At 51.9% G+C, this 26211-nt stretch carries 26 protein-coding genes and 1 riboswitch; of the genes, 3 read left to right on the forward strand and 23 right to left on the reverse strand.

Translation table 11 applies throughout. The features are described from left to right. Nucleotides 1-61: 61 nt before the first annotated feature. The 16 genes from holA to pdhA all read right to left on the reverse strand — a co-directional run bounded on the left by holA (nucleotide 62) and on the right by pdhA (nucleotide 16356). Complete coding sequence (gene holA, locus OCT58_RS02995) at nucleotides 62-1096, reverse strand: DNA polymerase III subunit delta (protein ID WP_267201362.1); 1035 nt, start codon at nucleotides 1094-1096, stop codon at nucleotides 62-64. Then, complete coding sequence (locus OCT58_RS03000; RefSeq protein ID WP_267201363.1) at nucleotides 1066-3120, reverse strand: DNA internalization-related competence protein ComEC/Rec2; 2055 nt, start codon at nucleotides 3118-3120, stop codon at nucleotides 1066-1068. The genes holA and OCT58_RS03000 overlap by 31 nt, the downstream gene beginning before the upstream one ends. A 209-nt stretch (nucleotides 3121-3329) precedes the next feature. Beyond that, nucleotides 3330-3821 (reverse strand): ComE operon protein 2, encoded by a 492-nt coding sequence (locus OCT58_RS03005; protein WP_267201364.1) that lies wholly within the window; start codon nucleotides 3819-3821, stop codon nucleotides 3330-3332. A 56-nt stretch (nucleotides 3822-3877) separates the two neighbouring features. After that, on the reverse strand, nucleotides 3878-4504 hold the full coding sequence (locus tag OCT58_RS03010) for a helix-hairpin-helix domain-containing protein (protein WP_267201365.1): 627 nt from the start codon (nucleotides 4502-4504) through the stop codon (nucleotides 3878-3880). Between the two features lie 97 nt (nucleotides 4505-4601). Beyond that, nucleotides 4602-5645 (reverse strand): SepM family pheromone-processing serine protease, encoded by a 1044-nt coding sequence (locus OCT58_RS03015; protein ID WP_267201366.1) that lies wholly within the window; start codon nucleotides 5643-5645, stop codon nucleotides 4602-4604. After that, nucleotides 5629-6150: a pantetheine-phosphate adenylyltransferase gene (gene coaD / locus OCT58_RS03020; protein ID WP_267201367.1), complete on the reverse strand. Its 522-nt coding sequence runs from the start codon at nucleotides 6148-6150 to the stop codon at nucleotides 5629-5631. Before coaD ends, OCT58_RS03015 begins: the two co-directional genes overlap by 17 nt. 6 nt (nucleotides 6151-6156) lie before the next feature. After that, nucleotides 6157-6717 (reverse strand): 16S rRNA (guanine(966)-N(2))-methyltransferase RsmD, encoded by a 561-nt coding sequence (rsmD, locus tag OCT58_RS03025; protein WP_267201368.1) that lies wholly within the window; start codon nucleotides 6715-6717, stop codon nucleotides 6157-6159. Beyond that, complete coding sequence (locus OCT58_RS03030) at nucleotides 6714-6998, reverse strand: YlbG family protein (protein WP_267201369.1); 285 nt, start codon at nucleotides 6996-6998, stop codon at nucleotides 6714-6716. Before OCT58_RS03030 ends, rsmD begins: the two co-directional genes overlap by 4 nt. 12 nt (nucleotides 6999-7010) lie before the next feature. Continuing rightward, the gene (locus OCT58_RS03035) at nucleotides 7011-8225 is read right to left on the reverse strand and encodes an FtsW/RodA/SpoVE family cell cycle protein (protein WP_438361108.1); all 1215 of its coding nucleotides are present in this window, start codon (nucleotides 8223-8225) and stop codon (nucleotides 7011-7013) included. Nucleotides 8226-8337: 112 nt separating this feature from the next. Beyond that, nucleotides 8338-10182: a translational GTPase TypA gene (typA, locus tag OCT58_RS03040; protein ID WP_267201370.1), complete on the reverse strand. Its 1845-nt coding sequence runs from the start codon at nucleotides 10180-10182 to the stop codon at nucleotides 8338-8340. A 108-nt stretch (nucleotides 10183-10290) separates the two neighbouring features. Continuing rightward, nucleotides 10291-11058: an inositol monophosphatase family protein gene (locus OCT58_RS03045; RefSeq protein WP_438361109.1), complete on the reverse strand. Its 768-nt coding sequence runs from the start codon at nucleotides 11056-11058 to the stop codon at nucleotides 10291-10293. 1 nt (nucleotide 11059) lies between these two features. Further along, nucleotides 11060-11344, reverse strand: coding sequence for a UPF0223 family protein (locus tag OCT58_RS03050; protein ID WP_267201371.1), 285 nt, complete (start codon nucleotides 11342-11344; stop codon nucleotides 11060-11062). Between the two features lie 133 nt (nucleotides 11345-11477). Next, nucleotides 11478-12905, reverse strand: a complete 1428-nt coding sequence (lpdA, locus tag OCT58_RS03055) for a dihydrolipoyl dehydrogenase (RefSeq protein WP_267201372.1) — start codon at nucleotides 12903-12905, stop codon at nucleotides 11478-11480. Nucleotides 12906-12910: 5 nt separating this feature from the next. Beyond that, the gene (locus OCT58_RS03060) at nucleotides 12911-14230 is read right to left on the reverse strand and encodes a 2-oxo acid dehydrogenase subunit E2 (RefSeq protein ID WP_267201373.1); all 1320 of its coding nucleotides are present in this window, start codon (nucleotides 14228-14230) and stop codon (nucleotides 12911-12913) included. 45 nt (nucleotides 14231-14275) lie between these two features. Beyond that, entirely contained in the window at nucleotides 14276-15253 is a 978-nt protein-coding gene (locus tag OCT58_RS03065) for an alpha-ketoacid dehydrogenase subunit beta (protein WP_267201374.1), read from the reverse strand. Between the two features lie 2 nt (nucleotides 15254-15255). After that, complete coding sequence (pdhA, locus tag OCT58_RS03070) at nucleotides 15256-16356, reverse strand: pyruvate dehydrogenase (acetyl-transferring) E1 component subunit alpha (protein ID WP_267201375.1); 1101 nt, start codon at nucleotides 16354-16356, stop codon at nucleotides 15256-15258. Between the two features lie 254 nt (nucleotides 16357-16610). On the opposite strand from pdhA, the gene def reads away from it, so the two are divergent. After that, nucleotides 16611-17183, forward strand: a complete 573-nt coding sequence (gene def, locus OCT58_RS03075; RefSeq protein WP_267201376.1) for a peptide deformylase — start codon at nucleotides 16611-16613, stop codon at nucleotides 17181-17183. Between the two features lie 34 nt (nucleotides 17184-17217). On the opposite strand, the gene OCT58_RS03080 is transcribed toward def, so the two are convergent. After that, nucleotides 17218-17685 (reverse strand): hypothetical protein, encoded by a 468-nt coding sequence (locus OCT58_RS03080; protein WP_267201378.1) that lies wholly within the window; start codon nucleotides 17683-17685, stop codon nucleotides 17218-17220. A gap of 128 nt (nucleotides 17686-17813) precedes the next feature. On the opposite strand from OCT58_RS03080, the gene OCT58_RS03085 reads away from it, so the two are divergent. Together OCT58_RS03085 and OCT58_RS03090 are read left to right on the forward strand one after the other, a co-directional pair. Continuing rightward, on the forward strand, nucleotides 17814-18035 hold the full coding sequence (locus OCT58_RS03085) for a DNA-directed RNA polymerase subunit epsilon (RefSeq protein WP_267201379.1): 222 nt from the start codon (nucleotides 17814-17816) through the stop codon (nucleotides 18033-18035). A gap of 77 nt (nucleotides 18036-18112) precedes the next feature. Continuing rightward, complete coding sequence (locus OCT58_RS03090; protein WP_267201380.1) at nucleotides 18113-19075, forward strand: diacylglycerol/lipid kinase family protein; 963 nt, start codon at nucleotides 18113-18115, stop codon at nucleotides 19073-19075. Between the two features lie 36 nt (nucleotides 19076-19111). Here the strand turns inward: OCT58_RS03090 and OCT58_RS03095 are convergent, their stop codons facing one another. The 6 genes from OCT58_RS03095 to lysA form a co-directional block, all read right to left on the reverse strand. Further along, nucleotides 19112-20695, reverse strand: a complete 1584-nt coding sequence (locus OCT58_RS03095) for a C40 family peptidase (RefSeq protein ID WP_267201381.1) — start codon at nucleotides 20693-20695, stop codon at nucleotides 19112-19114. Between the two features lie 171 nt (nucleotides 20696-20866). Then, a complete protein-coding gene (gene dapB / locus OCT58_RS03100) occupies nucleotides 20867-21646 on the reverse strand; it encodes a 4-hydroxy-tetrahydrodipicolinate reductase (protein WP_267201382.1) in 780 nt (259 codons plus the stop codon). 13 nt (nucleotides 21647-21659) lie between these two features. Further along, nucleotides 21660-22577, reverse strand: coding sequence for a 4-hydroxy-tetrahydrodipicolinate synthase (dapA, locus tag OCT58_RS03105; RefSeq protein WP_267201383.1), 918 nt, complete (start codon nucleotides 22575-22577; stop codon nucleotides 21660-21662). 16 nt (nucleotides 22578-22593) lie between these two features. Beyond that, the gene (locus OCT58_RS03110; RefSeq protein WP_267201384.1) at nucleotides 22594-23742 is read right to left on the reverse strand and encodes an N-acetyldiaminopimelate deacetylase; all 1149 of its coding nucleotides are present in this window, start codon (nucleotides 23740-23742) and stop codon (nucleotides 22594-22596) included. A 12-nt stretch (nucleotides 23743-23754) separates the two neighbouring features. After that, nucleotides 23755-24465 (reverse strand): 2,3,4,5-tetrahydropyridine-2,6-dicarboxylate N-acetyltransferase, encoded by a 711-nt coding sequence (gene dapD / locus OCT58_RS03115; RefSeq protein WP_267201385.1) that lies wholly within the window; start codon nucleotides 24463-24465, stop codon nucleotides 23755-23757. Nucleotides 24466-24503: 38 nt separating this feature from the next. Beyond that, nucleotides 24504-25817 (reverse strand): diaminopimelate decarboxylase, encoded by a 1314-nt coding sequence (lysA, locus tag OCT58_RS03120; RefSeq protein ID WP_267201386.1) that lies wholly within the window; start codon nucleotides 25815-25817, stop codon nucleotides 24504-24506. Nucleotides 25818-25911: 94 nt separating this feature from the next. Then, a riboswitch (Lysine riboswitch) is annotated at nucleotides 25912-26094 on the reverse strand. Between the last annotated feature and the right edge of the window lie 117 nt (nucleotides 26095-26211).

Here is a 26211-nt window from a genome sequence, read left to right on the forward strand (position 1 = left end):
CTCTTTTTATTTTTAAACTGAATAGCGCACCAACCATCCAATGATGATTGGTGCGCTATTTTTAGTTGGCTTGGCGGGCCTGATGGGCGTACTGAAGCATGAACAATTGAAAAAGAAGGGCTGGATCGCGCTGGGTCGTCTTCAGTGCCTGTTCGATTCTGATTAAACCCAGGTAGGCATTCTCCAGGCTCAGCATCGAGAAGTTGCGAACCGTCCGCAACCCTAGTTTGACGCGGTATGGATGGACGTTCAATTCCTTGGCTAGGCTCCCCTGGCTCAGACCGCGTTGGTTGAGAACCTTGAGCTGAAGTAAGAGCCGAAATTGGCCCACTAGCACGGCATTGATCCGCAGAGGCTGTTGCTGCCCCGCCAAGAGTTGGCGATAGAGGTCCAGAGCCCGCACCTGGTCATGCTTGAGGACTGCCGTCACTAGATCGAAGACGTTCTCGTCAAGGGACTGGGGAACCAGTTCGGCCACCATCTGCTGAGTGATATGCTGATCTTGGTAGGCCAGGATCTTGAGCTTGGCTAGGTTGGCTTCCATCAGGCCGTAATCGGCATTGGTCCGCTGCACCAGCTCGTCCATTGCCGCCTGATCGATCTGGAAATGAGCCGCCATCAGTTGGCCGACGATCGCCTGGCGGGCCTGCTGCTCATTGAGCGGGGCCGCGCTGACCGTCACCGCCGTTTTCTTTAAGGCCTTCACAACCCCCTTGCGACCATCGAGCTTCTCATAGGGGGCCAGAATGACGAAGACCGTACTCATTTCAGGGTGACTCAGGTAGTCCTTCAGCCCGTCGACGTCATGGTCAATTTTCCCCCGCTTCTTCTCCCCGGTTAAAAAGTAGGGCTTGTTGATCACTACCAACCGCCGCTCGCCGAAAAACGGCGCCGCCATCGCATCATCGAGGGCGACGGCAACGGAGGTCGTTTCCATGTCGTAGCGGCCCACGTTCATCACCCGTTCCTCCTCTGGAATCAGCTGCAGGAATCGGTCAAGGGCCTGTTCGATTAAGGCCTGCTGGGTCCCCAGCACCAGGTAAACCGGGGCCGGTTGCTTGTTCTTCAGTTGTTTAGACAATTCGGTAAGGTCCATTTAAGTTCGTCTCCTCGTAGTGTGGTCGTCCAGTGACCATTGGTTCCTTGAAATACATATCTAATCATCCCGTATTGCTGGGTGGAAAGGTAGTTAATCTGCAGCTCTTTGAGCGTTGCAATTACCTCGTCATTGGGATGGTGGTAGCGGTTGAAGCGGCCTGCTGAAATAATTCCCAAGCGTGGTTGGAGCTGCCGGAGGAATTGCTCGTCGCTAGCCGTCCGGCTGCCATGGTGTCCCAGCTTGAGAACCGCAACCCGCAACTCAGGATAGCGGGCAATCACCGCCCGTTCTCCCGCTCGATCCAGGTCGCCGGTAAAGACAAAGCGCTGGCCGCCAAACTGGCCGGTTAACACCAGGGAATCTTGATTTTGTGCCTCACCCGGCTGGAAGGGATGCAGAATTTTGAGTTCCGGGTCAACGTTAGGATGCTGGTCCGTTACCGGAATAATTGCCGGCCGCTGCCCAGCCGTCAGCTTGTTTTGCAGCACCGGCTGGCGTTCCATCCCCGCCGGCACTACCACCCGGACCACGTGCATATTGGCAATCACGGTCGGTAAGTAACCGATGTGATCGGTATCCCGGTGGGTTAAATAAATGGTATCGATTCGGCTGATCCCCCGGCTCTTTAGGTAATTAATGCTGGTCCGTGTTGCCACGTTGCGCCGCGGTTGAGTTTTGAAGTGCCCAAAATTAAGCTTGCCACCGGTATCAATCATCATCACCCGACGATTCAGCGGTTCGCGGATGATGATGCAATCGCCCTGACCGATATCGACAAAGGCAACCTCGCCCTGTAGCGGAAAGTGAATCACCAGCAGGCAGGCCAGGTAAGCCAGCGCCAGCATTCCCCACCGCCGCGGCCTCGTCCAGTCAGTCAGGCACCATAAGGTCAGGCCAAACAAGATTAACGCAAAAAATAGCGGCGGCTTACCAAAGTGAACTTCGCCGGGTATGCTGGCCGCCAAGGCAATTACCCGTTGAAACAGGATCAGGAGCTGGTTCACCATCAAGCCCAAAAACGGCAGCAGCCAGTACGTCGTTGCCGCGACGATCACCAACGGGAAAAGGATCAGGGAGAAAAGCGGAATTAAGGGATAACTGATCAGCAGGCTCAGCCAGTGAAACTCAAACACGAAGGTCAGGATAGCGGGCAGGCTGATTAAACCCAGAAAAATGCTCTTCTGAAGGCCCGATTGCCGCCGGTCCAGGACGTGCAGCATGAAGGACAGCAGATAGGTCAGCTGGCCGCCCAGGCTGAGCAGCAGCTCTGGTTCATAAAGCAGCCCGCCAAGCAAGCTCAGTGCCCAGCAGTCCAGACCGTCCATTTTCAGAAACCTTTGGAGCAGGCCGGCCTCCGCAACAATCACCGCCCGCACCAGGCTGACCGCGCCCCCGGCAATTACTAGGTAGAGGGGCAAAAGACAGATTAGAAGCCCGTCGACCAGCTCCCGGTCAAGCCAGAGGTAAATGCCAGCCCAGCGCAGCAGGCTGATCAGTAAAACCACGTGCATCCCGGAAATGCAGAAGAGATGAATCACTCCCAGGCGCTTGACGTTTTCCATCAGGTCCGCGTTTTGCGGGTCTGTCTGGCCGATCAACAGCTGTTGACAATAACCTGCTAGCGGCTGGGGCATTTTCTGAAAGTAACGCCCCCATTGATAGCGCCAAAGGTGGCAGCGCATCCGCAAATTTGGCTTTAAAACGGGCCGGATCGCCACCAGCCGGGAAATTCGCAGCTGGTTGACAACGCCCCGCTGCCGAAAGTAGCGCCGCAAATCAAACTCATTTTCGTTAGTTGCCGGCATGACTGGCTGCAAATCACCGGTAACTTGCCAGTACTGAGGGCCGGCCATTTTTTCGATTACCCGCCGCTGCTCCCGGTCGCGGTTGATCATCGTTACCGTTTCGCGCTGTCCCGTTCGTTGATCCTTTGCTAAAAGAGTGATTAGATCTCCAGAGACTTTCACCTCGTCGGGCAGCACCAGTAGCGTCTGGGTCACCGGCGTCTGTCCCTTGACCATCATATGCGTCATCCGCTACCGATAGCCCTGACAGATCATTGTCGCTACCAGCAGTGTAAGCAGGCAAGCAATCAATACTTGTGGGCGTCTCAAGAAGCTTACCCGCACCAGCAGGTAGAGTACCAAAATCCAAAACCAACCAGATGGTCGCAGAAAGGCAACCGTAACCAATCCAGCCGTGAACGCCGGAAAGATCCAGTAATGACGAATTAGCCCTTTTGCTCAGGCCGGATGTACTGGCCCAAGTGAACCTCGTCTAAAATGTTGTCGTCTAATTTAATTTGGTGAAGTTGAATGTTCTTTAAGCGGATGAGTTTCATTGCGTAATCATCGTTGTGGTAGTTGCGAATGTAGTTAATCTCCCGAATACCGGCCTGCAGAAGGCTCTTAGTGCATTGCAGGCACGGAAAATCGGTCACGTACAGGCTGGCCCCGTCGGTTGAAATGCCGAACTTGGCACACTGCAAGATGGCGTTCATCTCCGCGTGGATCGTCCGAACACAATGACCATCGCGCAGGTAACAACCGGCATCAAGGCAGTGCTCGTCGCCAGCCACCGAGCCGTTGTAGCCCCCCGCGATGATCCGCTTGTCCCGCACCAAGACGGCGCCGACCGAGAGCCGCGTGCAAGTGCTGCGTGACGCCAACAAGGCCGCCTGAATCATAAAATACTGGTCCCAATCAATTCGCTTTTTGACCATAATTGTCAACTCCTTTATCTGGAATATTATAGCAAACAATTCACCCAAACCAAAAATTAGACGGCCAGCTGGCTTCGAATCTTGTCGACACTCTTGTCGCCAAAGCCACTAACCTGTTTCAAATCGTCAACCGACTTGAATTGGCCGTGTTCCTGACGGTATTGGAGGATCAACTCGACCTTCTTATCACCGATGCCGGTGATCTGGCAGAGCTGTTCCTTGGTTGCGGTGTTGAGGTTGACAATCGGCTGGTCGCTGCTCCCGCTCGCCTCCTCCGTGCTTGTTTCCCCACCAGGCGCGTTTGGCACACTTTCCCCGGGAAGCGGAATGTAGACGACCTGCTGATCGGTCAGTTGTTTAGCACGGTTAACCTGTTTCATGTCCGCCGTCGCCAAAACACCCCCAGCCGCCGCAATTGCTTCTTCCACCCGTGCACCGGCCCGCAGCTTGTAGACGCCCGGATGCTTGACCGCGCCTTTGACGTCAACACAGACGCGACCGGATGCAGCCGACGCAGTACTGGTTGCCTGACTCGCAAGCGATTGTTGACTGCTAGACAGAGTTTCGCCCGCCTGACTTGGCTGCGGCGACTTGAAGTACCAGCCGGCCACTAAGATTAGCAGAGCCCCGAGGATCAAAATTTGGTAGCAATAGCTTGTCCAGAGTTCACGTAGTCTCTCCATTTAACACCCCTCCCATATATATAAATACGTAAATTTTCCTATTTCGCACGAAAAAAACTGGAAAAAGTTTCCCTTTCCCAGTTTTTAGAATAAATGATTATTTTTCGAGGTAGTGAACTGCCTGCTTAAACGAGCTGACCGGCACGACTTTCATTCCCGGCGCATATCGTTTTGCCGTCTTCTTCGCCAGCTGATAGTTGGTCTGGTGGCCCTCCTCATACTTTAGCAGAAGCTTTGTCGGCTTGACGTATGGCGCTAGGAAAATCGTGGCCCCGGCGCGGTGGGCGGCAATCACTTTCTTGTCGATTCCACCGATCTCGCCGACGGTACCATCGGAGCTAATCGTCCCCGTCCCGGCAATCTTGCGGCCCCGCTGAAGATCGTGGCCACTGACCTGTTCATAAATCTGCAGTGTGAACATTAAACCGCCGGATGGGCCACCTAACCGCCCCGGATTTACCTTGACCGGAATTTTTGTCTTGACCTTCATGTTGTTGGTTAGGATGATGCCGATCCCGGAGCGGGTACTCGTCAGTTTAACCAGTCGGTGAGTTGTCTGGTGAGTGTGGCCGTTGCGCACGTAAGTAACCGTCAGCGGTGAACCAACTTTCTGCTTACCAATGTACTTCTGGAAGCCCTGGGCCGTGTTGTAATGGTGGCCGTTGACCTTGGTAATGGTATCCCCGACCTTGATGGCGTGCCTGAACTTTGAATTCGATTGGACCTGCAGGACGTAGATTCCCAGATACTTCTTCGTCACCTGCTGGTGGGCCGCCTTGTAGGCCACCGCAATTGCCTCGTTGATTGAGCTCTTCATATAGAAATCCTGAACTCGATCAAAGGTCGCTCCGCTCTGGCCCCCCGTCACGTCCGAAGCCTTTTCGATCGACATGTACGGAACCGCCTTGGCCAGCAAGTAGGTGGCCGGGCGGGCTTGTTGCAGGGCGACCGAGGTGATCATAAAACTCCCCTTCCCTGGATCAGGGTGGTTTTTCACCCGGACGAAGGATCGTAGGTTGGTAGCACTCCCCGGAGCTTCAATGTATGAATTAAGCGGCCACAACAGGAACCAGCCCAAGAAGAGGACGATCCCCAGTGTGATCGCAATCCAGCGTAATATCCGGTTATCTTGCTTTTTCATTGTGTGCCTTTACCCGCATCAGTTGTCGTTCTTCCAACCGCTTCTTCAATGCCGCATTGATGTTTGCTGGTAGATAGGCGGAAATGTCGCCCCCGTTAGACGTCACTTCCTTCAGCAGACTGCTTGAGAGGTGCTGATACTCCGGCTTAGCCAAGAAAAAGACGGTCTCGCACTGGTCATCTAAGAAGTTATTCATCGCCGCAATGTCACGTTCGTACTGAAAGTCGGTGTTGTTGCGCAATCCCCGCATCAGGTAGTCGGCCCCGATCCGATTCATCAGGTCCACCGTCAAGCCAGTGGCGGTGATGACCGAAACGTTGTCCAGACCGGCAACAGCTTCCTTGATTTGAGCCACCCGTTCTTCCACCGTAAACAACGGCTTCTTGCTGGTATTCGTCATTACGGCTACCGCTAACTGATCAAAAAGGGCGCTCCCCCGCTTGATCAGATCAAGGTGTCCCAAGGTCAGTGGGTCAAAACTCCCCGGAAATACAGCTACTTTCATCTTAAACTACTCCTTTCGAAAACGATAAATCGTTAGCACTGTGATACCGTATGTTTGCCGCCGTACAAAGGCAAAGTGCTCGAGATCCGCTGCCGGCAAACCGGCCTCCTGGTTGGTTTCGGCCACGATGGTCGCTCCATCATTGAGCAAATTTAACTCCACCATCTTAGCCAAATCCTTTAAGATCTGTTGCTTAGCATAGGGCGGATCGAGGTAAACCAAATCAAAGCACTCCCCTTGATGTCCAAGCATCCCCAGGGCCTTTCTGGCGTCCATCTTGTAAACCGTGAACTTATCAGGCTGCTTGGTCACACTAATATTGTGCTGAATCGTCTTGATCGCCTGGTATTGGCGATCGATTAAGGTCGCGTTGGCAATCCCGCGCGACACTCCTTCAATACTGAGGCCCCCGCTACCGGCAAACAGGTCCAGGCTCTGGCCCCCGTCAAAATAAGGACCGATGATGTTGAAGAGCGCTTCTTTAACCTTGTCGGTAGTTGGTCGGGTGGCCATTCCGGGAACTGCACTTAGTTTCCGGCCCCGAAAATCACCTGCTACTACTCTCATTTTTTGTCATCCTCATCGTGTAATTTATAGAGACCGGTCATTTCCAGATCGGTCAGAGTGGGGTCCAGATCCGGCCGATATGATTCCTCAACCGATCGCACCGCTCGCAACTTTTGAATTTTTTCCTTCACCGGCGCAACTTGGTCCTGATCAACATACAGAATCACGTAATGCATCCGCCGCGATACATAGCGCACAATGCCATAGCGCCGCAGCGTCTTGATGACGCGGTTCCCATTAATGTAGACCACAAGAGCCCGCCGGGGTGTCAACTTAAACATAATACCATATCCTTATTTAGTCGTCAGAAACGGGGAGCCCATTTCCAGGCGCCGTTTGTTTTGCTGAATACTGATGTTCATGATAATACCAACCGCTGCGGACAGGACCAGCATACTGGAGCCCCCGTAGGAAATAAAGGGGAAGGTCACCCCGGTAATCGGCAGTAGACCTAGAACCCCACCGATGTTAAAAAGGGTTTCGACGCTAAAGAAGGTCGCCGTCCCGTAGCAAATCAACGTCATATAGAGGGAATTGCTCCGGACCCCTAGCTGGATCATCCGGCAGATTAAAATCAACAGAAGGATCAGAATTGCACTCACACCAACCAAGCCCAACTCTTCACTGGTAATTGACATAATAAAGTCGGTGTTGGGTTCGGGCAGGTAGCCCATCTTCTGAACACTATTTCCTAGACCAACCCCAAAAATTCCACCGTTGCTGATGGCGTAATAGGAATTGACGAGTTGGCTCCCCGAACCGCTGGCATTACCGAAGGGGTTCATGAAGGCGATGAATCGCTGAGCCCGGTAACCACCATGGATCCAGCCGTTAATGATCGCCTGCTGGAGCCCGATGTACAAAACCAACGGCACACCGACGATCATGGAAACCCCGAAGGCCCAGCGCATATCGCAGGCCAGAATCATCACCGCGATGATTGCAAAGTTAATCGCCACCCCACCAGTGTCGGGTTGAACAAAAATCAGTATTAGGTAGGCTCCCGCTACTACAAGCGGACCGATCGACGACTTGGTTTCCAGGAAGTGGCGACCATGCTGCCGGGCCCGGGCCATTCGATCAGCCAGGTAGAGAATGAAGTAAAGTTTACAGAACTCCACCGGCTGAATGTTGACAGGACCAAGGTTGATCCAGCCGCGGGCCCCGTTGACGGCCCGGCCGAGGATCAGAACTATTACTAAGAGGAAACCCATAATTATGGTTGAGTACTCCAGAAACTTGCGCTGACGAAAATGCTCCAGGGAGTAGTTGGCAAAGAAAAACATTACCATTAGGCCCAGGATAACATAGAGCGTTTGCTTCACCAAATAGGCCTGGGGGGTTCCACCGTTTTGCATCTCAATTCCAGCACTAGACGAGTAGACCATCACAATCCCCGTGACACAGAGAATCAAGTAGGGTACCATCAGGTAATAGTCCCAGGAACGCCAATTCTGTTTTAACTGCGACCAGGCGAAATGCGGCCGCTTGATTTTTAGTTTTTTCACTAAAGCACACCTGCTCAAAATAAATTGTCTTGTCTATTATAGCATTAGAATAGACTAAAACCCGAAAAGCATCGTTTTGCTTTTCGGGTTTTATTAAATCTTAGGCGTTTGATTACTTCCGGGAAGCAGCACGACGGCGCTTAGCTTCCTTTTCCCGGGCATTCGTGTTCAAGATCTTCTTGCGCAGGCGAATGTTCTCTGGAGTAACTTCACAGTATTCATCCTCGTTCAGGAATTCGAGTGATTCTTCCAGTGAGAAGTGGGTTGGCGTCTTAATGTGAGCCATTTCATCGGAACCAGCGGCACGAACGTTGGTCAGGTTCTTCCCCTTGGTGATGTTGACGGTGATGTCGTTTTCACGGCTGTTTTCACCAACAATCATCCCTTCGTAGACTTCCGTTCCTGGATCGATCAGCAGTTGACCACGACTTTCGATTCCCATCATGGCGTAGGTAGTTGCCTTCCCGGCATTCATGGAAACCAGAGTCCCCTTCTGCCGGCCAGGGTTCCAGTTCTTGATCACTGGAGCGTACTTCTCAAAGGTGTGGCTCATGATCCCGTAACCACGGGTCAGGGTCATGAATTCCGTGGAGTAACCGATCAACCCACGTGACGGTGCCAGGAAGATCAGCCGCGTCTGGCCGTTCTCGCCTGGTTCCATGTTCTGCATCTCACCCTTGCGCTTGGAAAGGCTGTCAATCACGGCACCAGTGTATTCATCAGGGGTATCGATTTGAACCTCTTCAAATGGTTCGCACATCGTCCCGTCGATTTCCCGGTAGATAACTTCTGGACGGGAAACGGACAGTTCGTAGCCTTCCCGCCGCAGGGTTTCGATCAGGATGGACAGGTGGAGCTCACCACGACCGGAAACGGTCCAGGCACCTGGATCATCGGTATCATCGACCTTCAGGGAAACGTCAGTCTGCATTTCCCGCTTCAGCCGGTCTTCCAGCTGACGGGCAGTGACAAACTTACCTTCCCGACCAGCAAATGGTGAATCGTTGGTCCGGAAAGTCATCCGCAGCGTCGGTGGATCAATCCGCAGTGGCTTCAGTGCTTCAGGATGGTTCGGGTCGGTTACCGTTTCACCAACGTTAATGTCTTCCATTCCGGAAACGGCAATCAGGTCACCGGCTTCGGCTTCCTTGATTTCCAACCGCTTCAGACCGAAGAACCCGAAGAGCTTAGTAACCCGGAAGTTCTTCTTGGTTCCGTCCAGCTTCATCAGGGTAACATTGTCACCGACCTTGATCTTCCCCCGGAAAATCCGGCCGATCCCAATTCGACCAACGAAGTCATTGTAATCCAGGATGGCAACTTGGAACTGCAGTGGTTCGTCGGAGTTGTCAATTGGAGCCGGGATCGTCTTGATGATCGTGTCGAAGAGTGGCTTCATGGTGTGCTTCTGCGTGGAAATGTCAGAATCGTAGCTAGAAGTACCGTTCATAGCAGAAGTGTAAACCACTGGGAAGTCCAGTTGGTCTTCATCGGCACCCAGTTCAATGAAGAGGTCCAAAACTTCGTCGACAACTTCTTCCGGACGAGCACCCTTCCGGTCAACCTTGTTGATAACCACGATTGGGGTCAGGTGTTGTTCCAGGGCCTTCTTCAGGACGAAGCGGGTCTGTGGCATGGTCCCTTCAAAGGCATCGACAACCAGCAGAACCCCGTCAACCATCTTCATCACCCGTTCAACTTCACCACCGAAGTCGGCGTGACCTGGGGTATCCAGGATGTTGATCTGGTACTTGCCGTACTTTACGGCCGTGTTCTTAGACAGGATGGTAATACCACGTTCACGTTCAATGGCGTTCGTGTCCATGGCCCGATCTTGAATGCTGAAGTGTTCCGGCAGAGTGTCAGATTGCTTCAGCATTTCGTTAACCAGGGTCGTCTTACCGTGGTCAACGTGGGCAATAATCGCAATATTACGAATATCATCACGAGATTTCAAAGCGTAATTCTTCCTTTCATATCAACCTAATTTCATCTTAACTAGTATACACTGGATTGAGACTGATTTCATAAAAAAACTGTGACAAAGCCGTCACAGCCCCCACAACTACTCGGTCCGGGTGAGGATGTCACGCGCGACCCCATTCGTTGCTACTAATACAAGATTAGATGATAGCACATTTATTCCATCACCGTCAATTGATTTCACACTCAATCCCAATTCTTCCGCCAGAACTCGTCCGGCCGCCAGGTCCCAAGGCTTGAGCCAGGAAACGTAGGCGCCGAGCTCGCCGGTCAGGACGCCAATCATTTCCTTAGCCGCACTGCCATACATCCGCAAACCACTCGCCGCTTGGGCCACGGCCGGCAGATTGGCAACGTTGCGTAAAATCAGCGCACTGCTGACGGCGATCAGGCTTTGCCGCAGGGTGGTATCGACTGGTGGGACAAGCCGTTCTTCATTTTTAAAGACGCCCCAGTGATTGCCGCCATGATAAAGATCATTATTGACCGAATCCATAATGTAACCAAGCGTCGGCCGCCCATCAATGTAAAGGGCCAGCATGATTCCAAAATTGTCATGTTGCTTTACAAAGTTCAGCGTTCCGTCCAACGGGTCTACGATCCAGACGTGCCCGGCAAGGTTAAGGACCTCATCATCGCCAATCCCTTCTTCACTAAGGATCCGGGCGGCGGGATCAACTTCCCGTAGTCCCTGGTTAAGGGTCCGTTCGTTCTGCCGGTCAATGCTAGTCACTAGGTCATTATAATTGCTCTTCGTTGCCACCTGATAGGTACTATCCAACTGCGCGAGGGTCGATCGATTGACCTGGCGCAGCAACCTTTGCACTCTTGAGTCAATTTCTTCTAACACGTTAATCGCCAGCCATCTTGATTGTCTTGGCTGAAGAATCCTGAGCCTGCTTGACTACTTGATACAAAACATAACCCGATTCTTTCTCAAATTCCCGGCCAATCTGTTTCTCTTCTGCCTTAGAATTTACGATTTGCTTAAATGCCCGATAACGCTTCAAGACTTCATCACGCTTAATTCCAACTTCATAGGCATCCTCTACCGCGCGCAGCATTGCGATCACGGTCTCCATCTCCTGTGTTGACCATTCTGGATTCAACGGGTAGGAATAACTCTTGTTCTGCATTCTAGAACCCCCCTCAGCTTATTTATTCCATTATACAATTCTGCACAAGCGATTGGTGGATTTTCCTTTAAAATCCAAAAACGCGTTGCCATTTCTGACAACACGTTTTTGGATTTGATTCAGATGTTGATGATTAGATGTGAGTTGGTAGACCCAGAGCAACATCAGCAGCTTCCTGAATTGGTTCATTAAGGGTTGGGTGTGGGTGAATCGTCAAAGCAACATCTTCAACGTTCATTCCGCAGTTAACGATTAATGATAGTTCACCAGCAAGCGTACTTGCTTCTGGACCAACAACCTGGGCACCAACGACGTTCTTCTTTTCCTTCGTGTAAACGAAGCGAACAAAGCCATCTGGTTGGTCAAGTGAAACCGCCCGTGCGTTCCCAGCAAATGGGAATTGCGCAGTGGCAACTTCAATGCCCTTGTCCTTAGCTTCACTAGCAGTCATGCCGACTTGGGCAAGCTCTGGATCAGCGAAGCAAACAGCAGGTACCCCTACCCAGTCATTAGCAGTGTTCTTACCGGCAATCGCTCCAGCGGCAGTCTTACCTTCGAAGAATGCCTTGTGAGCCAATGCTGGGCCGGGAACCATGTCACCAACAGCGTAGATGTGATCGACATTGGTCTTACCCTGCTTGTCAACGATAACCTTGCCGTGGTCGTCCATCTTGACACTCGTCATGTCCAGGCCAAAGTTGTCGGTGTTTGGCTTCCGACCAACAGAAACCATGCAGTAGTCAGCCTTGATGCTGCTTTCCTTACCGTCAACTTCGTAAGTTACCGTAACACTGGAGTCATCCTGCGTCGAGTTCTTGGCCATGGCACCAGTGATGATGTCAATGCCCTTCTTCTTCAGGTTCTTAACAACAACCTTAACCATGTCCTTGTCGAAGCCACCAAGAATACTGTCAGTACCTTCAATGATTGTTACGTGAGAACCAAGGTCAGCATATGCACCAGCCAGTTCAGTCCCGATGTAACCACCACCGATAACAACAAATTCCTTTGGGATCTCAGGCAGGTTCAGGCCACCAGTAGAGTCGATAACCCGGCCTTCAAACTTGAAGTTCGGAATTTCCACTGGACGAGAACCAGTAGCCAAAATCAGGTTATTCCATTCGATCTTCCGACCGCCGTCGAAGTCCATGAATTGCTTTGGACCAGACTTCAGAACCCGGAGTTGGTGGTCGTTGTCCATCATGGCAACACCATCAATGATTTCAACCTTGTGCTTCTTGAGCAGCATCTTAACCCCACGGGTCATCCGGTCAACGACCTTCTTCTGCTTCCAGTCCTGGGTCTTCTTGAAATCAATCGTTGCATTGGTCTTGGAAACACCATAGGTGCTGGAATCCAATGTTTCTTGAAGACGATGACCAGCGGCAATTAAAGCCTTTGATGGGACACAACCAATGTTCAGGCAGACACCACCCAGACCTGGATCACCCTTTTCAATCAGGGTAACCTTCTGGCCTAATTCGGAAGCCCGAATAGCGGCAACGTAGCCACCGGGGCCCCCACCAACAATAACCGTATCTTTCTTTTCAACGTCAGCCATACTTATTAGCCCTCCATCATTAACAATTCAGGATCTTCCAGAAGCTTCTTCAGGTAGTTCAGAGCTTCAGTAGCTAATGCACCATCAATCAGACGGTGATCAACAGTCAGCGACAGCTTCATGTTGTGACCAACAACGATTTCGCCTTCGTCGTTAACAACTGGTTCAGTAGCAATCGTACCCATCCCGAGGATAGCAACTTCTGGTTGGTTGATGATTGGAGTGAACCAGCCACCACGCATAGAACCAATGTTAGAAATCGTAATGGAGCCGTGAGCCATGCTTTCTGGGCTCAGCTTGTTGTCTTCGGCAGCCTGAGCGTTGTCGGAGATTTCCTTAGCAATTTCAAACATACTCTTGGAATCAGCGTTCTTGATGTTCGGGTTGTACAGACCGTGGTCAGTGCTGGTAGCAATCCCAATGTTGTAGTAGTGCTTCTGAACTAATTCTTGAGTACTGTCATCAATGGAAGCATTGAATTCTGGGTACTTCTTCATCATTGCGATGATCGCCTTAACAACGTAAGGCAGGAAGGTCAGGTGAATGCCTTCATCAGCAGCAACAGCCTTGTACTTCTTCCGATTTGCCATCATCTTAGATACTTCGGCATTAGCGAAGACAGTAACCATTGGACTGATGTCGGCAGATTCACGCATGTTCTTAGCAATGATCTTCCGCATGTTGGACAGCGGTTCACGAGTCTCGGCATCTTCACCAGCACCAGTGTAAGGCTTGATGGTGTTACCAGCCTTAGCAACAGGTGCAGCAGCGGTAGCAGCACCAGCAGCTGGAGCAGCACCGTTGAAGTTGTCGATATCTTCCTTCAGTACTTGACCGTGGTTACCACTTGGTTGTACTAAGGAGATGTCAACACCCTTGTCACGGGCATACTGACGAACGGAAGGCATTGCCATAACCAGCTTGTTTGGCTCAGCAAGTGGAGCAACGCCACCCTTAGCAGGTGCGGCTGGAGCAGCAGGAGCAGTGGATTCTGCTGGAGCTTCGGATTCTTCTTCAGCAGGTGCTTCATCAGCGTCACTGCCACCTTCGTCATCGTCACCTTCGACGTTAGTGCTTACGCCGTCCTTGCCATCGTCGATTTCAACCAGGTCGTCACCCTTTTCAACGTGATCGTCTTCCTTAGCATCCAGCTTGGTAACGGTCCCGTCAACTGGAGATACCAGTTGGGTGGTGGACTTATCGGTTTGAATTTCTACTAATGGATCGTCAGCCTTGATAGCGTCGCCTTCCTTAACCAGGAATGAAGCAACGTCACCTTCAGTAAGGCCTTCACCCATTTCAGGTAGTCTGAATTTGTAAGCCATATTAATTTAACTTCCTTTCTAATTAATCAGTAGGCAAAGCCGTGATTAATAGTTAACTACTTGACGAGCTGCTTCTTCAACTTCCTTGGCACGTGGAAGCCATACATCTTCTGCCATTGGGAATGGGTAGACAGAGTTAGGTGCAGCAACACGGGAGATAGGAGCATCCAGGTACATGATGGCACCTTCAGAAATTGCGGAAGCAACCTGGGCACCAACACCGGCCATCTTTTGAGATTCCTGAACAACTACAACGTGGTGAGTCTTCTTGATGGATTCAAAGATGGTGTCAGTGTCAAGTGGGTAGAGTGAACGAAGGTCAATAACTTCGGCAGAAATGTTGTCCTTAGCCAGCTTCTTAGCAGCCTTGACAGCTTCAGGAACCATACCACCATAGGTAACGATCGTAACGTCATTACCTTCCTGAACAACGTTAGCCTTGTCCAACGGAACGGTGTACTTGTCGTCAGGAACTTCACCCTTAACAGAACGGTAAAGACGAAGGTTTTCAAGGAACAGAACTGGGTCGTTGTTTTCAATAGCGGAAATTACCAGACCCTTAGCATCGTAAGCGGAACTTGGGGTAACTACCCGCAGACCTGGGATACCAACGAAGAAGTTTTCAAGGTCATCCCCGTGGAGTTCAGCAGTGTGAGTACCACCACCGTAAGGAGTCCGAATGGTGATTGGCATGTTCTTGGTACCATTGTATTGGAAACGAACACGTGACATCTGTCCGGCAATGGAGTCCATTGCTTCAAAGGTGAAGCCCATGAACTGGATTTCTGGAACTGGACGCCAACCAGTAGCAGCTAAACCAATTGACATGCCCAGGATCCCTGATTCAGCCAGTGGAGTACTGAATACACGATCTTGACCGTACTTATCTTGTAAGCCATTGGTGGCACGGAAGACACCACCGTTCTTACCAACATCTTCACCGAAGACCAGCGTCTTTGGATCTTCAGCCAAAGCAATGTCAATACCTTCAGTAATAGCTTTGATATATGTCTTTTTAGCCATGATTACTTCGACTCCTTTGCTTCGTACTCTTTAATTTGTTCCTTGATATCTGGGGTTGGTACTTCGAAGGTCCGCTTCAACATGTCAGAAACCTTTTCTGGTTCAACAGAGTCGGCTTCCTTCATTTGCTTCTTGAAGTCTTCCTTGCATTCATCAGCGTACTTCTTTTCTTCTTCTTCAGACCAGAGACCCTTCTTGGTTAAGTACTTCCGAAGCCGAATCAGTGGGTCCTTGTCGAACCAAGGCTTTTCTTCTTCCTTGGTACGGTACCGACTAGGATCGTCACCAGCAGAACTGTGAGCACCAAACCGGTAAGTCAAGGTTTCAATCAGAACTGGGCCGTTGCCAGCAGCAGCGAATTCACGTGCTTCCTTGGCAACTTCGTAACATGCCAGTACATCCATCCCGTCGACTTGAACGCCTGGGATACCAGCAGCAACACCCTTTTGAGCAATGGTTTGAGCCTTAGTTTGCAGCTTCCGTGGGTAAGAAATAGCCCATCCGTTGTTCTGGATGATGAATACGGCAGGTGCTTGGAAGGCACCGGCGAAGTTCATCCCTTCGTAGGTGTCACCCTGTGAAGAACCACCTTCACCAGTGTAGGCATAAGCAACGGCATCCTTTTCACCGTTCTTCTTAATACCAAGAGCAGCACCGGCCATTTCAACCATCTGAGCACCAATGATGATTTGTGGACGAAGAGCACGAGCATCAAAGAGGTTCCCCTTGATGTGACCCTTTGACCAGAGATACATTTGAGCCACAGTAGCACCGTGTTGAATTAATTGTGGTAAGTCACGGTATGCTGGGCAAAGAAAGTCTTGCTTTTGGAATGCTGATGCAGTACCCATTTCAGAAGCTTCCTCACCCCAAGTTGGAGCGTAGAACCCTAACCGTCCTTGTTGTGAGAAGCTCATCGTTTGTTCGTGCAGGGCACGTTCCCAAACCATTTTCTTCATTAAGTCTACAATTTGGTCATCAGTGAAATTAGCCATTAAGTCCTTGTTAACAACGTTTCCATCATTATCAAGAATTTGAACAGGCTTTGCGTATGCAGCGCCTTCATCGGCTTTAATCTTTGCAAAGTCAACAGCATTGGCCATTATAAAACATCCCTTTCCAAATCCAATTAACATCATGTAAGCGATTGCCTACTTACAGTTTCTAGTATAGACGCTTTCGGATATAAAACAAGCGCTTTCATAGACTTTTTTAGCAAAATTTGCCTAAAAAGTCTTTGTGAACAAGTTATTTTAAACTTTTCCGTAGCTTTTTACGAAAAAGGGCGATTTTAGTCAGCAAGTTAACTTTAGTATGATAAAATAATTAGATAGAGTAAATTTGGAGGCGAATATTCTTGTATCTGATGAAGGATATTACCCGTGACGGTAATCCCGTTTTGCGGAAACGTGCGGCCAAGGTTGAATTCCCCCTGTCAAAAGAAGAGCAGGACCTGGCCAAGAACATGATGAAGTACCTGGAAGTAAGTCAAGACCCTGAACTCTGCGAAAAGTATAAGTTGCGGGCCGGTGTCGGTCTAGCTGCTCCCCAAGTGGGAGTTTCCAAGCAGATGGCAGCTGTCTTAGTTCCACCATTGGAGGGCGATGACAAAAGCGACGGCAAGCCGCTTTTCAAGGACGTCATCATCAATCCGGTGATCGTCAGTGAATCCGTCCAGTATGCAGCACTGACTGAGGGAGAGGGCTGCCTGTCCGTAGACAAGGACGTTCCTGGCTATGTTCCCCGGCATGACAGAATCACTCTGCGTTACCAGGACGTTAATGGTGAAACCCACCAGATTCGTTTGAAAAACTACCCGGCAATCGTTTGCCAACACGAAATTGATCACCTTCACGGGATGCTCTTTTACGACCACATCAATAAGGAACACCCGTTTGAAGCCCCTGAAGACACGATCATGATTAGCTAAGTAAATAAAAAGCAGCGAAAATTTTCGCTGCTTTTTATTTACTATGACGATTCAAGCGTTTCAGATCACTGACGTATTCCACCGTCGACTCATTCAATAGGTAGGCCACATCAATGTGTAAGATACCCTCGTATTCCCACCAGTCGGTCACTACAAAAACTGGCCGACCGGGCTTAAAAGCACTCAGCTTTTTGTGCTCGGCATAAGCAGTCAGTTCCTGACTTAAACGATCCCGGTCGAGGCTCTTTTCCAGTTGCCGGTAGTCAAAATGGTATTCAAAGGCTAAAACGCCCTTGCCCCAAACATCAGCCACCAGTTGGGAGGAAAGCTGTTTGTCCCAGCCTAACAGCTTCTGCAGGCTTTGATTAACTGCTTCGTCCGTGACCTGTTGAGCACGGTTGCGCAGCATTAAGGTCGCCCGGTTGATCAGGATCCGGTGAATTGCCACATATAAGGCTAAAACGATCAGGATTGCCACTACACATATCCAAAATAGTCGCATTTTCTCCACCTCATTTGGTATAATATCTGTTTTAATGATACCATGTTAGGAAATTCTAAGACAGCATTGATTAGTTGTGCTAGAATAGGTAAAGTAATTAATTTCGATAATAAGGAGTTTTGAACAGTATGACTTTTAAGGTATACTACCAACCGGACAAAACCAAGCGGCCCGTCCGTGAAAACACTCAATCATTATTCATTGAAGCCGACTCTGAAGCCGAGGCCCTTTTGATGGTTGAGCACAACACCGATTACATGATCGAGTACGTTGAACAGTTGGACGACAAGGCCCTCGCTTACGAAAAGCAAAATCCTAATTTTAAGATGACAACATTTGACGAAAAGTAATAATGTTGGTTAGGGGGTTGTGACAAAGTGAATTTTGTCACAACCCCCTTCGCTTATTTACCAAAGGAAGAATAACGATGCATTATTCAATAATCATTAATCCAACCGCGGGAAACGGCTATGCCAAGGAGGCTTGGCTGGCCATTCAGCAGGAGCTTGATAATTTACAAGTTGACTATCACCATCAATTTACTAAGTACGCGGGGCATGCGACCTATCTCGCCACCAAGCTGACTCAAGCCCAGTCAGCTAAGGAAACGGTCGTCATCGCGATGGGCGGCGACGGCACCTTGCACGAGGTCTTAAACGGTTTAATTAAGGCAGCACCGACTCAGCCCCTTCCCCTCGCCTACATTCCAGCCGGCACCGGCAACGACTTTGCCCGCGCCTACGGAATTTCTTTGGACCCCCGCACGGCCCTTCACCAGATTCTGGACGCTGACCAGACTCGGACCATCAACATTGGACACTACCGTGATGCCATTAAGAAGACGGATCACTATTTTCTCAATAATGTCGGGATCGGCTTCGATGCCGCCATCGTCAGTCGGACCAATTCCTCCAAGGCCAAACGAAGACTAAATCGTCATCACCGGCTGGGGCATTTTGCCTACGCTTCTCAGGCCATGGCAGTGCTTTACAATCAAGCGCCTTTCTCCTTGATGGCTCAGGGCGAGCATGGTCGCGAGTTCTTTGAAAAAGCCTACATCGTAGTAGTCACCAACCACCCATACATTGGCGGCGGTTTTCAAATCGCACCCAGTGCTAGTCTCGACCAGAACGGCTTAGATCTCGTGATCGCCGAGCGGCGCAGTTGGCCAACCACTTTCTGGCAGTTAATTCAACTCGCCCATGGTAAGCTGATGGATTCACGGCTGGCCAATCATTACCACGGGCATCGCTTTCACGTCACAACCACTTCACTTGAGTTTGGCCAGGTGGATGGTGAGGAGATGGGGAACCAGTTCATGGATCTTACCATGTCAACAGCTACCTATCCCTTCCGCCAGCAATCCTTAACTGAAATTAAAAAAGACTGATGAGCAAAAACTCATCAGTCTTTTTTGATCTTCAATTTATTTAACTGTTCCGGCAAAGCTTGGCATGAAGTAGCTGCTGATCGTGTAGGTCGCAACGTTCGTCCCCGGCTTTGCAGCAGCGACGTACTGGTTATTGCCGATATAAATTGCGCAGTGGTAGGTTGCACCGTGCTGTCCCCAAAAGAGGATGTCCCCAGCCTGGGCCTGACTGACAGAATGCTGGTTAACGCAGCTCTCCAAGGCCACCGTGTTATGCGGCAGCTGCTTACCCTCGGCATTCTTGTAGACATAATCAACCAAGCCAGAGCAATCCGTCCCGCTCAGTGAGGAACCGCCCCAGACGTAAGGAACACTGTTGCTGTTTGCAATCTTAACAGCCAGGCTGACTACTGACCCCGATTGAAGGTCGCTGGTCGTCGTGCTTTGGTTTTGGTTAGCAGTAGTCGTTGCGGCAGTTTGAGACTGAGTCTGCGTCGTGGCGGACTGGGTCGTCTGCTTTTGCTGAGCTTGACTATTTACCTGTTGAGATGAAACCTGGCTGACAGCAGTGGTACTCGTCGTGGCACTTGCCTGTGGTTGACTAGTCGAAACAGGGGTTGTTGTGCTAGTCGTTACGGTACCAGCACCTTGAGAGACCGGCGTGCTGGTAGCAGCAGATGATTCTGCAACGGTCTGGGAGGCTACTGACTGTGCTTGGCTGGTCGAGGTAACCGCTTCGGCTGACGTCGCAGCAGCTGCCTGTGAATTAGTGACGCTAGCCGTGGAGGCAACTGCAGAGGCTTGGAAAGTCTGTGTTTGTGCAGCCGTCGACTGTGATTGAGCAACGGCCGATGAAGCGCTGACCTGGCTGGTAGCTGTGGACAGGGCTGTCTGCGTACTCGTTGAATTACTCAGACTCGTCTGATTAGCAGCCGGAGAAGTAGCTGGTGCCTCACTTGGTGCTTCACTGACCGCCTGACTCACAGCACTGCTGTCGGTATTAACGGCAGCAGCGGTACTCATTTGACCCGCTGCGCTAACAGGATCAGTGGCACTCACTGTGCTTGCGCTGGCAGGAGTTGCGACCACTGTTTCTTGAGCGCTTGTAGCAGTTGTTTCGACCGATTGACTAACCGGCGTATTCGTTATGCTGGTGGTAACCGCCGTCTGTTGGGTATCTGGCGTTGACAAAACGGCAGTAGCTTGGGAACCATCGACCAGCAGGCGTTGGCCAATGTAAAGCTGATCACTCGTCAACCCGTTTAAAGCCTTTAACGTGCTGACAGAAAGATTGAAGTGTTCGGCAATCTTGCTGAGAGTATCCCCCGGAGCAACAGTGTAATAACCGTTAGCATCCGCGTCAGCCATCGTTTGGTCGCTGCCTGGCAATTGGAGCCGTTGACCAGCGTAAATCAGGTCAACACTGTTGCTGACCTTTTTAATTGCGCCACCATTGGCATTCTCAATTGCCTTGACGGTTGTCTTATTCTCCTGAGCGATCTTCCAAACCGTGTCACCTGCTTTAACCAGGACACTGTTGGCACTAGCAATTTGGGTTGAAACGGCCAGCGCTCCCACTGCCCCTAACGTTCCCATCAGAAGATAATGGGTCACAGATCGATGGTGCACACGTTTAACCATCCGCAAGACTTCCCTTCAAAATTAAATTTCTTATACAAGAATTACATTAGTAGTTAAGTATACAGTTTTAACTTTACCATTTTTTAATAAACTAGTATAGCGAACATACGGTCTTGCTCATAAAAAAACAGGAAATTCTTGCTAAAAGATTCCCCGTTTTTTGATACTAATTTAAAGAATATTTTCCAAGCCAACCACTAATTCGTTTAAGTTGGTAACCTTTTCCAGGGCCACCTTGACCCCGCTCATGAAGGACTGGCGATCAAAGGAGTCCTGGCGAATCGTCAGCGCCTCCCCGGCACCTCCGAAAAGGACCTGCTCGTGGGCGATGTAGCCCGGCAGGCGGACGGAATGGATCTTGATCCCGTGGTAGTCACCGCCGCGTACACCATCCAGGCTCTCCGTCTCATCTGGATTGGTCTCGTGATCTTCCCGCACTTCGGCGATCAGCTTGGCAGTGCTCAGTGCCGTCCCCGATGGCGCATCCTTCTTGTCGGCGTGGTGCATTTCGATCACCTCAACGTCCGGGAAGTAGGCCGCCGCCTCCTTGGCAAATTTCATCAAGAGAACCGCTGACATCCCGAAGTTCGGGGCAATCATGCCACCGAGCTGCTTCTCCTTGCTCAGCTGGATCAGCTCAGCCTCCTGGGCGTCGGTCAGGCCGGTCGTGCCGACGATCGGCGCAAAGCCGTGCTGGAGGGCAAACTTGACGTTCGGGTAAACAGCGTCCGGCAGGGTAAAGTCCACCCAGATGTCGGCCACGCCGTCCTCAATCTCAGCCAGCTGGTGGTAGACCTTGACCGCCGCCCCCAGCTGATACTGCCCTTTTTCTTCGTCCGCCAGGTGGGGGGCCAGGACGGCGGTGAGCTCGAAGTCGGTCAGTGAATTGACCAGGGCCACCGCCTTTTGCCCCATCGCGCCAGCCGCACCGGCGATTAATACTTTTTGCATCTTGCTGACCTCCTTACAGGTTGTCCGGCAGGTCCTGGGCGTTCAGCGAACCAGTCGGCAGCTCCAGGGCCGCCTCCAGTGCACCCTTTTCCTCGTCATTTAAGGACAGGATTGGCAGCCGGCAGCCACCAACCGCGTAGCCCTGGGCATTCAGAACCGCCTTGACCGGTGATGGTGACGGGTACATGAAGAGGGCCGCCATCTTTGGCGTCAGCAGGCGCTGCAGCTGGGCCGCCTTTTGGTAGTTGCCGGAGTACAGCTGGTCGTACATCTGACGCATTTCCTGGGCGTAGCAGTGGGAAGCCACGGAGATGACCCCGTTGGCACCGAGGACCCGAGCAGTCAGGGCCTGGGCATCCTCACCGCTGAAGATGGCGAAATTGTCGGCGGCATGCTCGATGATGTATTCCATTTCCTCCAGGGAAGCACATTGCTTGACCCCGGCGATGTTCGGGTTGTGGGACAATTCGACCACGGTTGCGGCATCCATCTTGACTCCGGTCCGGCCCGGGATGTTGTAGATGATAATTGGAATATTGACCTGGTCGGCAACGGCGGTGAAGTGGGCGATCATCCCTCGCTGATTTGGCTTGTTGTACGGCGGCACGACGACCAAGGCATAGTCAATCCCGTCGATCTGAGCCACCTCATTGGTGAAGTCGATCGTCTCCTGGGTGTTGTTGCTCCCAGTCCCAGCGATCACCGGGAAGCGGCCGTCAATGATCTGGCCGAAGTGACGGTAAAGGTCCAGCTTTTCGTCATGGGACAGGGTTGGCGTCTCACCGGTGGTTCCACCGATGACAAAGCCGTTGCTCCCCTGGGCGATTAGGTGGTTAGTCAGCTTCTCCAGGCTAGTGAAGTCGAGTTCGTTCTGGTCATTAAATGGGGTTACGATTGCGGTCAGTAAATCAGCATTTTGTAAGCTTGTCATAATTTAATTCCTCCAATTAATTCTCTTGCATCCGATGGATCAAAAAGCCGGTGATGGCGTCGACGCCCTTTTGAATGGCACTCTCCTTGGGCGTTAAGGTGGCAGAGTGCAGCTGGGAGTCGTCATCAACCCCCAGCCAGAACATCGTCCCCGGGAACTGGGCCAACAGGAAGCCGAAGTCCTCACCGGTCATCGCCGGCGCGGTCTCAATAAAGTTCACATCCGGGGTCTGCTGCATGTAGTCAATGAAGTCCTTCGTCAGGGCGGGGTTATTTTCTACCGGCCAGTAGCCACCCTGGTTGAGTTCCAGTTTGACCTCCATGTTGAAGCTGGCACCGATCCCCTTACAGATCTCCTCTAAGCGGTGGTCAATCTTTTGGATCATCGTCTGGGTCAGCCCGCGGATCGTCCCCTCAATTCGGGTGTGGCCGGCAATGACGTTGCGAATGCTGCCGCCCTGGATTTTGCCGAGGGTGATTACCCCGCTTTGGATCGGGTCAATGCTCCGCGAGATGACGGTCTGAACCTGCATGATCAGGCTGGCGGCCGCCACCACCGTATCGTTGGCGTCCTGCGGGTAGGCGGCGTGCCCGCCCTTTCCCGTTAGGTCGATGTTGACCTCGGTGGTCCCGGCAAAGAGCGTTCCCATTCGACAGCCGATCGCCCCGGCTGGCAGGTCAGGATTATCGTGCAGCCCGTAGAATTCGTCCGGGCGCCACTTGCCGGTAAAGACACCGTCCTCATAGGCCCGCTTGCCGCCGTAGTCGCTCTCCTCCGCTGGTTGGAAGAAGAAGAGCAAGTTGTCCTTAGGCTGATGGTCACTAAAGTAGCTCAGCACCCCCAGGGCGACGGTCATGTGAATGTCGTGCCCACAGGCGTGCATGACGCCCGGATGGTGGGAGGCATAGGGCAGGCCAGTCTGTTCTTCCACCGGCAGGGCATCGATGTCGGTCCGGTAGCCGATCGTTCGTTGCGGGGCGCTCCCGTGAACCAGGACCAGGATCGCGGTTGGCAACTTTTCCGGCACCAGGATTTCCAGATTGTCTTGGTTAAATTCCTGGATAACTTTTAATAGGTAGTCATGGGTTTGAAATTCGTGCAGGGCCAGCTCGGGAATCTCGTGCAGGTGGCGCCGGACCTGGATTAGTTGTTCTTCAGTCAGCATGACCGTCCCTCCTTAGAGCTTCCGCAGGTCATCTTCCAGGCCGGTTTTGCTCTTGGTCTGATCATCGACGTTCTTGACGAACTTAGCGGGAACCCCGGCCACCATCGTATGGGGAGCAACGTCGTGGGTGACGATTGCCCCGGCCGCTACGACGGCACCCTCGCCGACGTGGACACCCTCGATCACGACCGCGTTGGCCCCGATCAGGACGTTGTCATCAATCCGCACCGGCTGGGCGGAAGCGGGTTCCACCACCCCGGCTAGGACGGTTCCGGCACCGATGTGACAGTGCTTGCCGACGATCGCCCGACCACCGAGGATGGCGCCCATGTCGATCATCGAGTCCGCACCGATCTCGGCACCAATGTTGATCGTCGCCCCCATCATGATGACGGCGTTGTCGCCGATCAGGACCTTGTCACGGATGATGGCGCCGGGTTCAATCCGGGCGTTAATCCCCTTCAGATCGAGCAATGGCACGGCAGAATTGCGGGCGCTGTTTTCGATCCGATAGTTGTCAATCACATCCTGGTGTTGATCGAGGAAGGGCTTGACGTCCGCCCAGTCGCCAAAGATGACTCCGCTGTGTTCCTCGGTAAAGTCATCGATCCCTGCCGGGAAGGTCAGACCTGCCAGGTCCCCCTTCAGGTAAACCTTGACCGGGGTCTTCTTGGGAGCGTTACCGATGTAGTTGATAATTGTTTGTGCGTCTAATTCTGCCATAATCAAAACTTCTTTCTACATATTAATAGGATTACAAATTACTGGGCGTGGTAGGGAAGGTCGAGGTGCACCAGGTCATCCAGGCTTTCCCGCTCGATCACGACCTGGGATTGACCATTTTCGGCAAAGACCACCGCCGGCCGCGGGTTGCGGTTGTAGTTGGAGGCCATTGAATAGCCATAGGCCCCTGTGTCGAGCATTGCCAGGACATCCCCGGGCTTGGTTGCCGGCAGGCCCTGATCCTGACTCAGGATATCGCCGGACTCGCAGTACTTGCCGGCCAGGCGAACGTGCTCCTTGATCGGGGCGTGGGGATCGCTGGCGAGGACCGTTTCGTACTCAGCCTGGTAGAGAGCGGGGCGAATGTTGTCGCCCATCCCACCGTCAACGGTCACGTACGGCTTGAGCCCCGGCACGTCCTTGCGGGAACCAACCGTGTAGAGGTTGTAGCCGGCCGGACCGACGATCGAGCGGCCCGGTTCAATCCAGATGGCCGGCATCGCCAGGTCGGTCGAAGCAATCGCCTGCTTGATGGCCTTGATGATCGCGTCCACGAAGTCTTCCGGCATCAGCGGATGATCACCGCTGACGTAACGGATCCCGAAGCCCCCACCGACATTAATTACCCGGGCTTGGTAGCCATACTTTTCTTGCCAGTGGCTGGCAACTTCAACCAGCTTATTGGCCACCCCTTCAAAGCCGGCCAGTTCAAAGATCTGCGAACCGATGTGGGCGTGGAGCCCTTCCATTTCCATCCGTGGGTTGGCCAGCACCTTTTCCAGGGCCAGGTCGGCTTGGCCGGATGCAAGGTCAAAGCCGAACTTGCTGTCCACCTGACCGGTCTGGATGTACTTATTCGTGTGGGCGGAAATCCCGGGCGTGATCCGCAGCATCACCTTAATCTTGGCGTCCGCCGCTTCCAGGAGATCTGCCAGCAAATCGATCTCGTGGAAGTTATCCAGCATGATCACGCCGACATGGTGACGGATCGCCATTTCAAGCTCTTCTTTCGACTTGTTATTGCCGTGGAAGCTGACCCGCTCCATCGGGAAGCCGGCCTTGATTGCCGTGTAGAGTTCCCCGGCCGAGACGACGTCCACGTGGGCGCCCTCTGCTGCCGCGACCTGGTAGATGGCCACCGCCGCGAAGGCCTTGCTGGCGTAACTGACCGCGTAGTCAACGTTGTTTTTCTCAAAGACCTTCCGGAAACGCCGAATCTGGTCACGAATCTTGGCAACATCGTAGACCACCAGCGGCGTCCCGTATTGCTTAGCCAACTCGATTGTGTCACAGCCCCCGACCGTCAAATGCCCGGCCGCGTTAATCTCTTGCTCACTAATCTGCTCATTCATCTGCTATTCCCTCCATTGCTTTGCGTGGGGAATCAACTGTAAAAAAAGATCCACTGTCTGCGCAAACAAACAGTGGATTTGATTGATCCATTTAATTTGTCGATAGCGCAACGCAGGCTGATTATGTGTCCTGCGACAGTCCGTGACTTATTAGGCCACGCCCCAGCCAACCTAGCCCTGCCAGACTAAGCGCTTCGGCAGCCGCCCTGTTCGGCAATCATCCTTGCTTGGCTGGCTCCGATTGCTTACTAGTGTTGGCTGCGCCTCTTCGATTTATGTTTATAGCTTATACCAAATAATGAGAAAGTCAAGCGGGTAAATTAATTTTTCACAAATTAAATAAGTTGCTTATATGAAGTAAAACGTTATTCTATCGGGTTGACAAAATAAAACG

The organism is Limosilactobacillus kribbianus, assembly GCF_026413145.1.
Classification (GTDB): domain Bacteria; phylum Bacillota; class Bacilli; order Lactobacillales; family Lactobacillaceae; genus Limosilactobacillus; species Limosilactobacillus kribbianus.

Excerpts from the sequence above, each read along its gene's own strand:
- holA (WP_267201362.1), bottom strand. The coding sequence starts at position 1,096 with ATGGACCTTACCGAATTGTCTAAACAACTGAAGAACAAGCAACCGGCC.
- OCT58_RS03000 (WP_267201363.1), bottom strand. The coding sequence starts at position 3,120 with ATGGTCAAGGGACAGACGCCGGTGACCCAGACGCTACTGGTGCTGCCC.
- OCT58_RS03005 (WP_267201364.1), bottom strand. The coding sequence starts at position 3,821 with ATGGTCAAAAAGCGAATTGATTGGGACCAGTATTTTATGATTCAGGCG.
- OCT58_RS03010 (WP_267201365.1), bottom strand. The coding sequence starts at position 4,504 with ATGGAGAGACTACGTGAACTCTGGACAAGCTATTGCTACCAAATTTTG.
- OCT58_RS03015 (WP_267201366.1), bottom strand. The coding sequence starts at position 5,645 with ATGAAAAAGCAAGATAACCGGATATTACGCTGGATTGCGATCACACTG.
- coaD (WP_267201367.1), bottom strand. The coding sequence starts at position 6,150 with ATGAAAGTAGCTGTATTTCCGGGGAGTTTTGACCCACTGACCTTGGGA.
- rsmD (WP_267201368.1), bottom strand. The coding sequence starts at position 6,717 with ATGAGAGTAGTAGCAGGTGATTTTCGGGGCCGGAAACTAAGTGCAGTT.
- OCT58_RS03030 (WP_267201369.1), bottom strand. The coding sequence starts at position 6,998 with ATGTTTAAGTTGACACCCCGGCGGGCTCTTGTGGTCTACATTAATGGG.
- OCT58_RS03050 (WP_267201371.1), bottom strand. The coding sequence starts at position 11,344 with ATGCAGAACAAGAGTTATTCCTACCCGTTGAATCCAGAATGGTCAACA.
- lpdA (WP_267201372.1), bottom strand. The coding sequence starts at position 12,905 with ATGGCTGACGTTGAAAAGAAAGATACGGTTATTGTTGGTGGGGGCCCC.
- OCT58_RS03060 (WP_267201373.1), bottom strand. The coding sequence starts at position 14,230 with ATGGCTTACAAATTCAGACTACCTGAAATGGGTGAAGGCCTTACTGAA.
- OCT58_RS03065 (WP_267201374.1), bottom strand. The coding sequence starts at position 15,253 with ATGGCTAAAAAGACATATATCAAAGCTATTACTGAAGGTATTGACATT.
- pdhA (WP_267201375.1), bottom strand. The coding sequence starts at position 16,356 with ATGGCCAATGCTGTTGACTTTGCAAAGATTAAAGCCGATGAAGGCGCT.
- OCT58_RS03080 (WP_267201378.1), bottom strand. The coding sequence starts at position 17,685 with ATGCGACTATTTTGGATATGTGTAGTGGCAATCCTGATCGTTTTAGCC.
- OCT58_RS03085 (WP_267201379.1), top strand. The coding sequence starts at position 17,814 with ATGACTTTTAAGGTATACTACCAACCGGACAAAACCAAGCGGCCCGTC.
- OCT58_RS03090 (WP_267201380.1), top strand. The coding sequence starts at position 18,113 with ATGCATTATTCAATAATCATTAATCCAACCGCGGGAAACGGCTATGCC.
- OCT58_RS03095 (WP_267201381.1), bottom strand. The coding sequence starts at position 20,695 with ATGGTTAAACGTGTGCACCATCGATCTGTGACCCATTATCTTCTGATG.
- dapB (WP_267201382.1), bottom strand. The coding sequence starts at position 21,646 with ATGCAAAAAGTATTAATCGCCGGTGCGGCTGGCGCGATGGGGCAAAAG.
- dapA (WP_267201383.1), bottom strand. The coding sequence starts at position 22,577 with ATGACAAGCTTACAAAATGCTGATTTACTGACCGCAATCGTAACCCCA.
- OCT58_RS03110 (WP_267201384.1), bottom strand. The coding sequence starts at position 23,742 with ATGCTGACTGAAGAACAACTAATCCAGGTCCGGCGCCACCTGCACGAG.
- dapD (WP_267201385.1), bottom strand. The coding sequence starts at position 24,465 with ATGGCAGAATTAGACGCACAAACAATTATCAACTACATCGGTAACGCT.
- lysA (WP_267201386.1), bottom strand. The coding sequence starts at position 25,817 with ATGAATGAGCAGATTAGTGAGCAAGAGATTAACGCGGCCGGGCATTTG.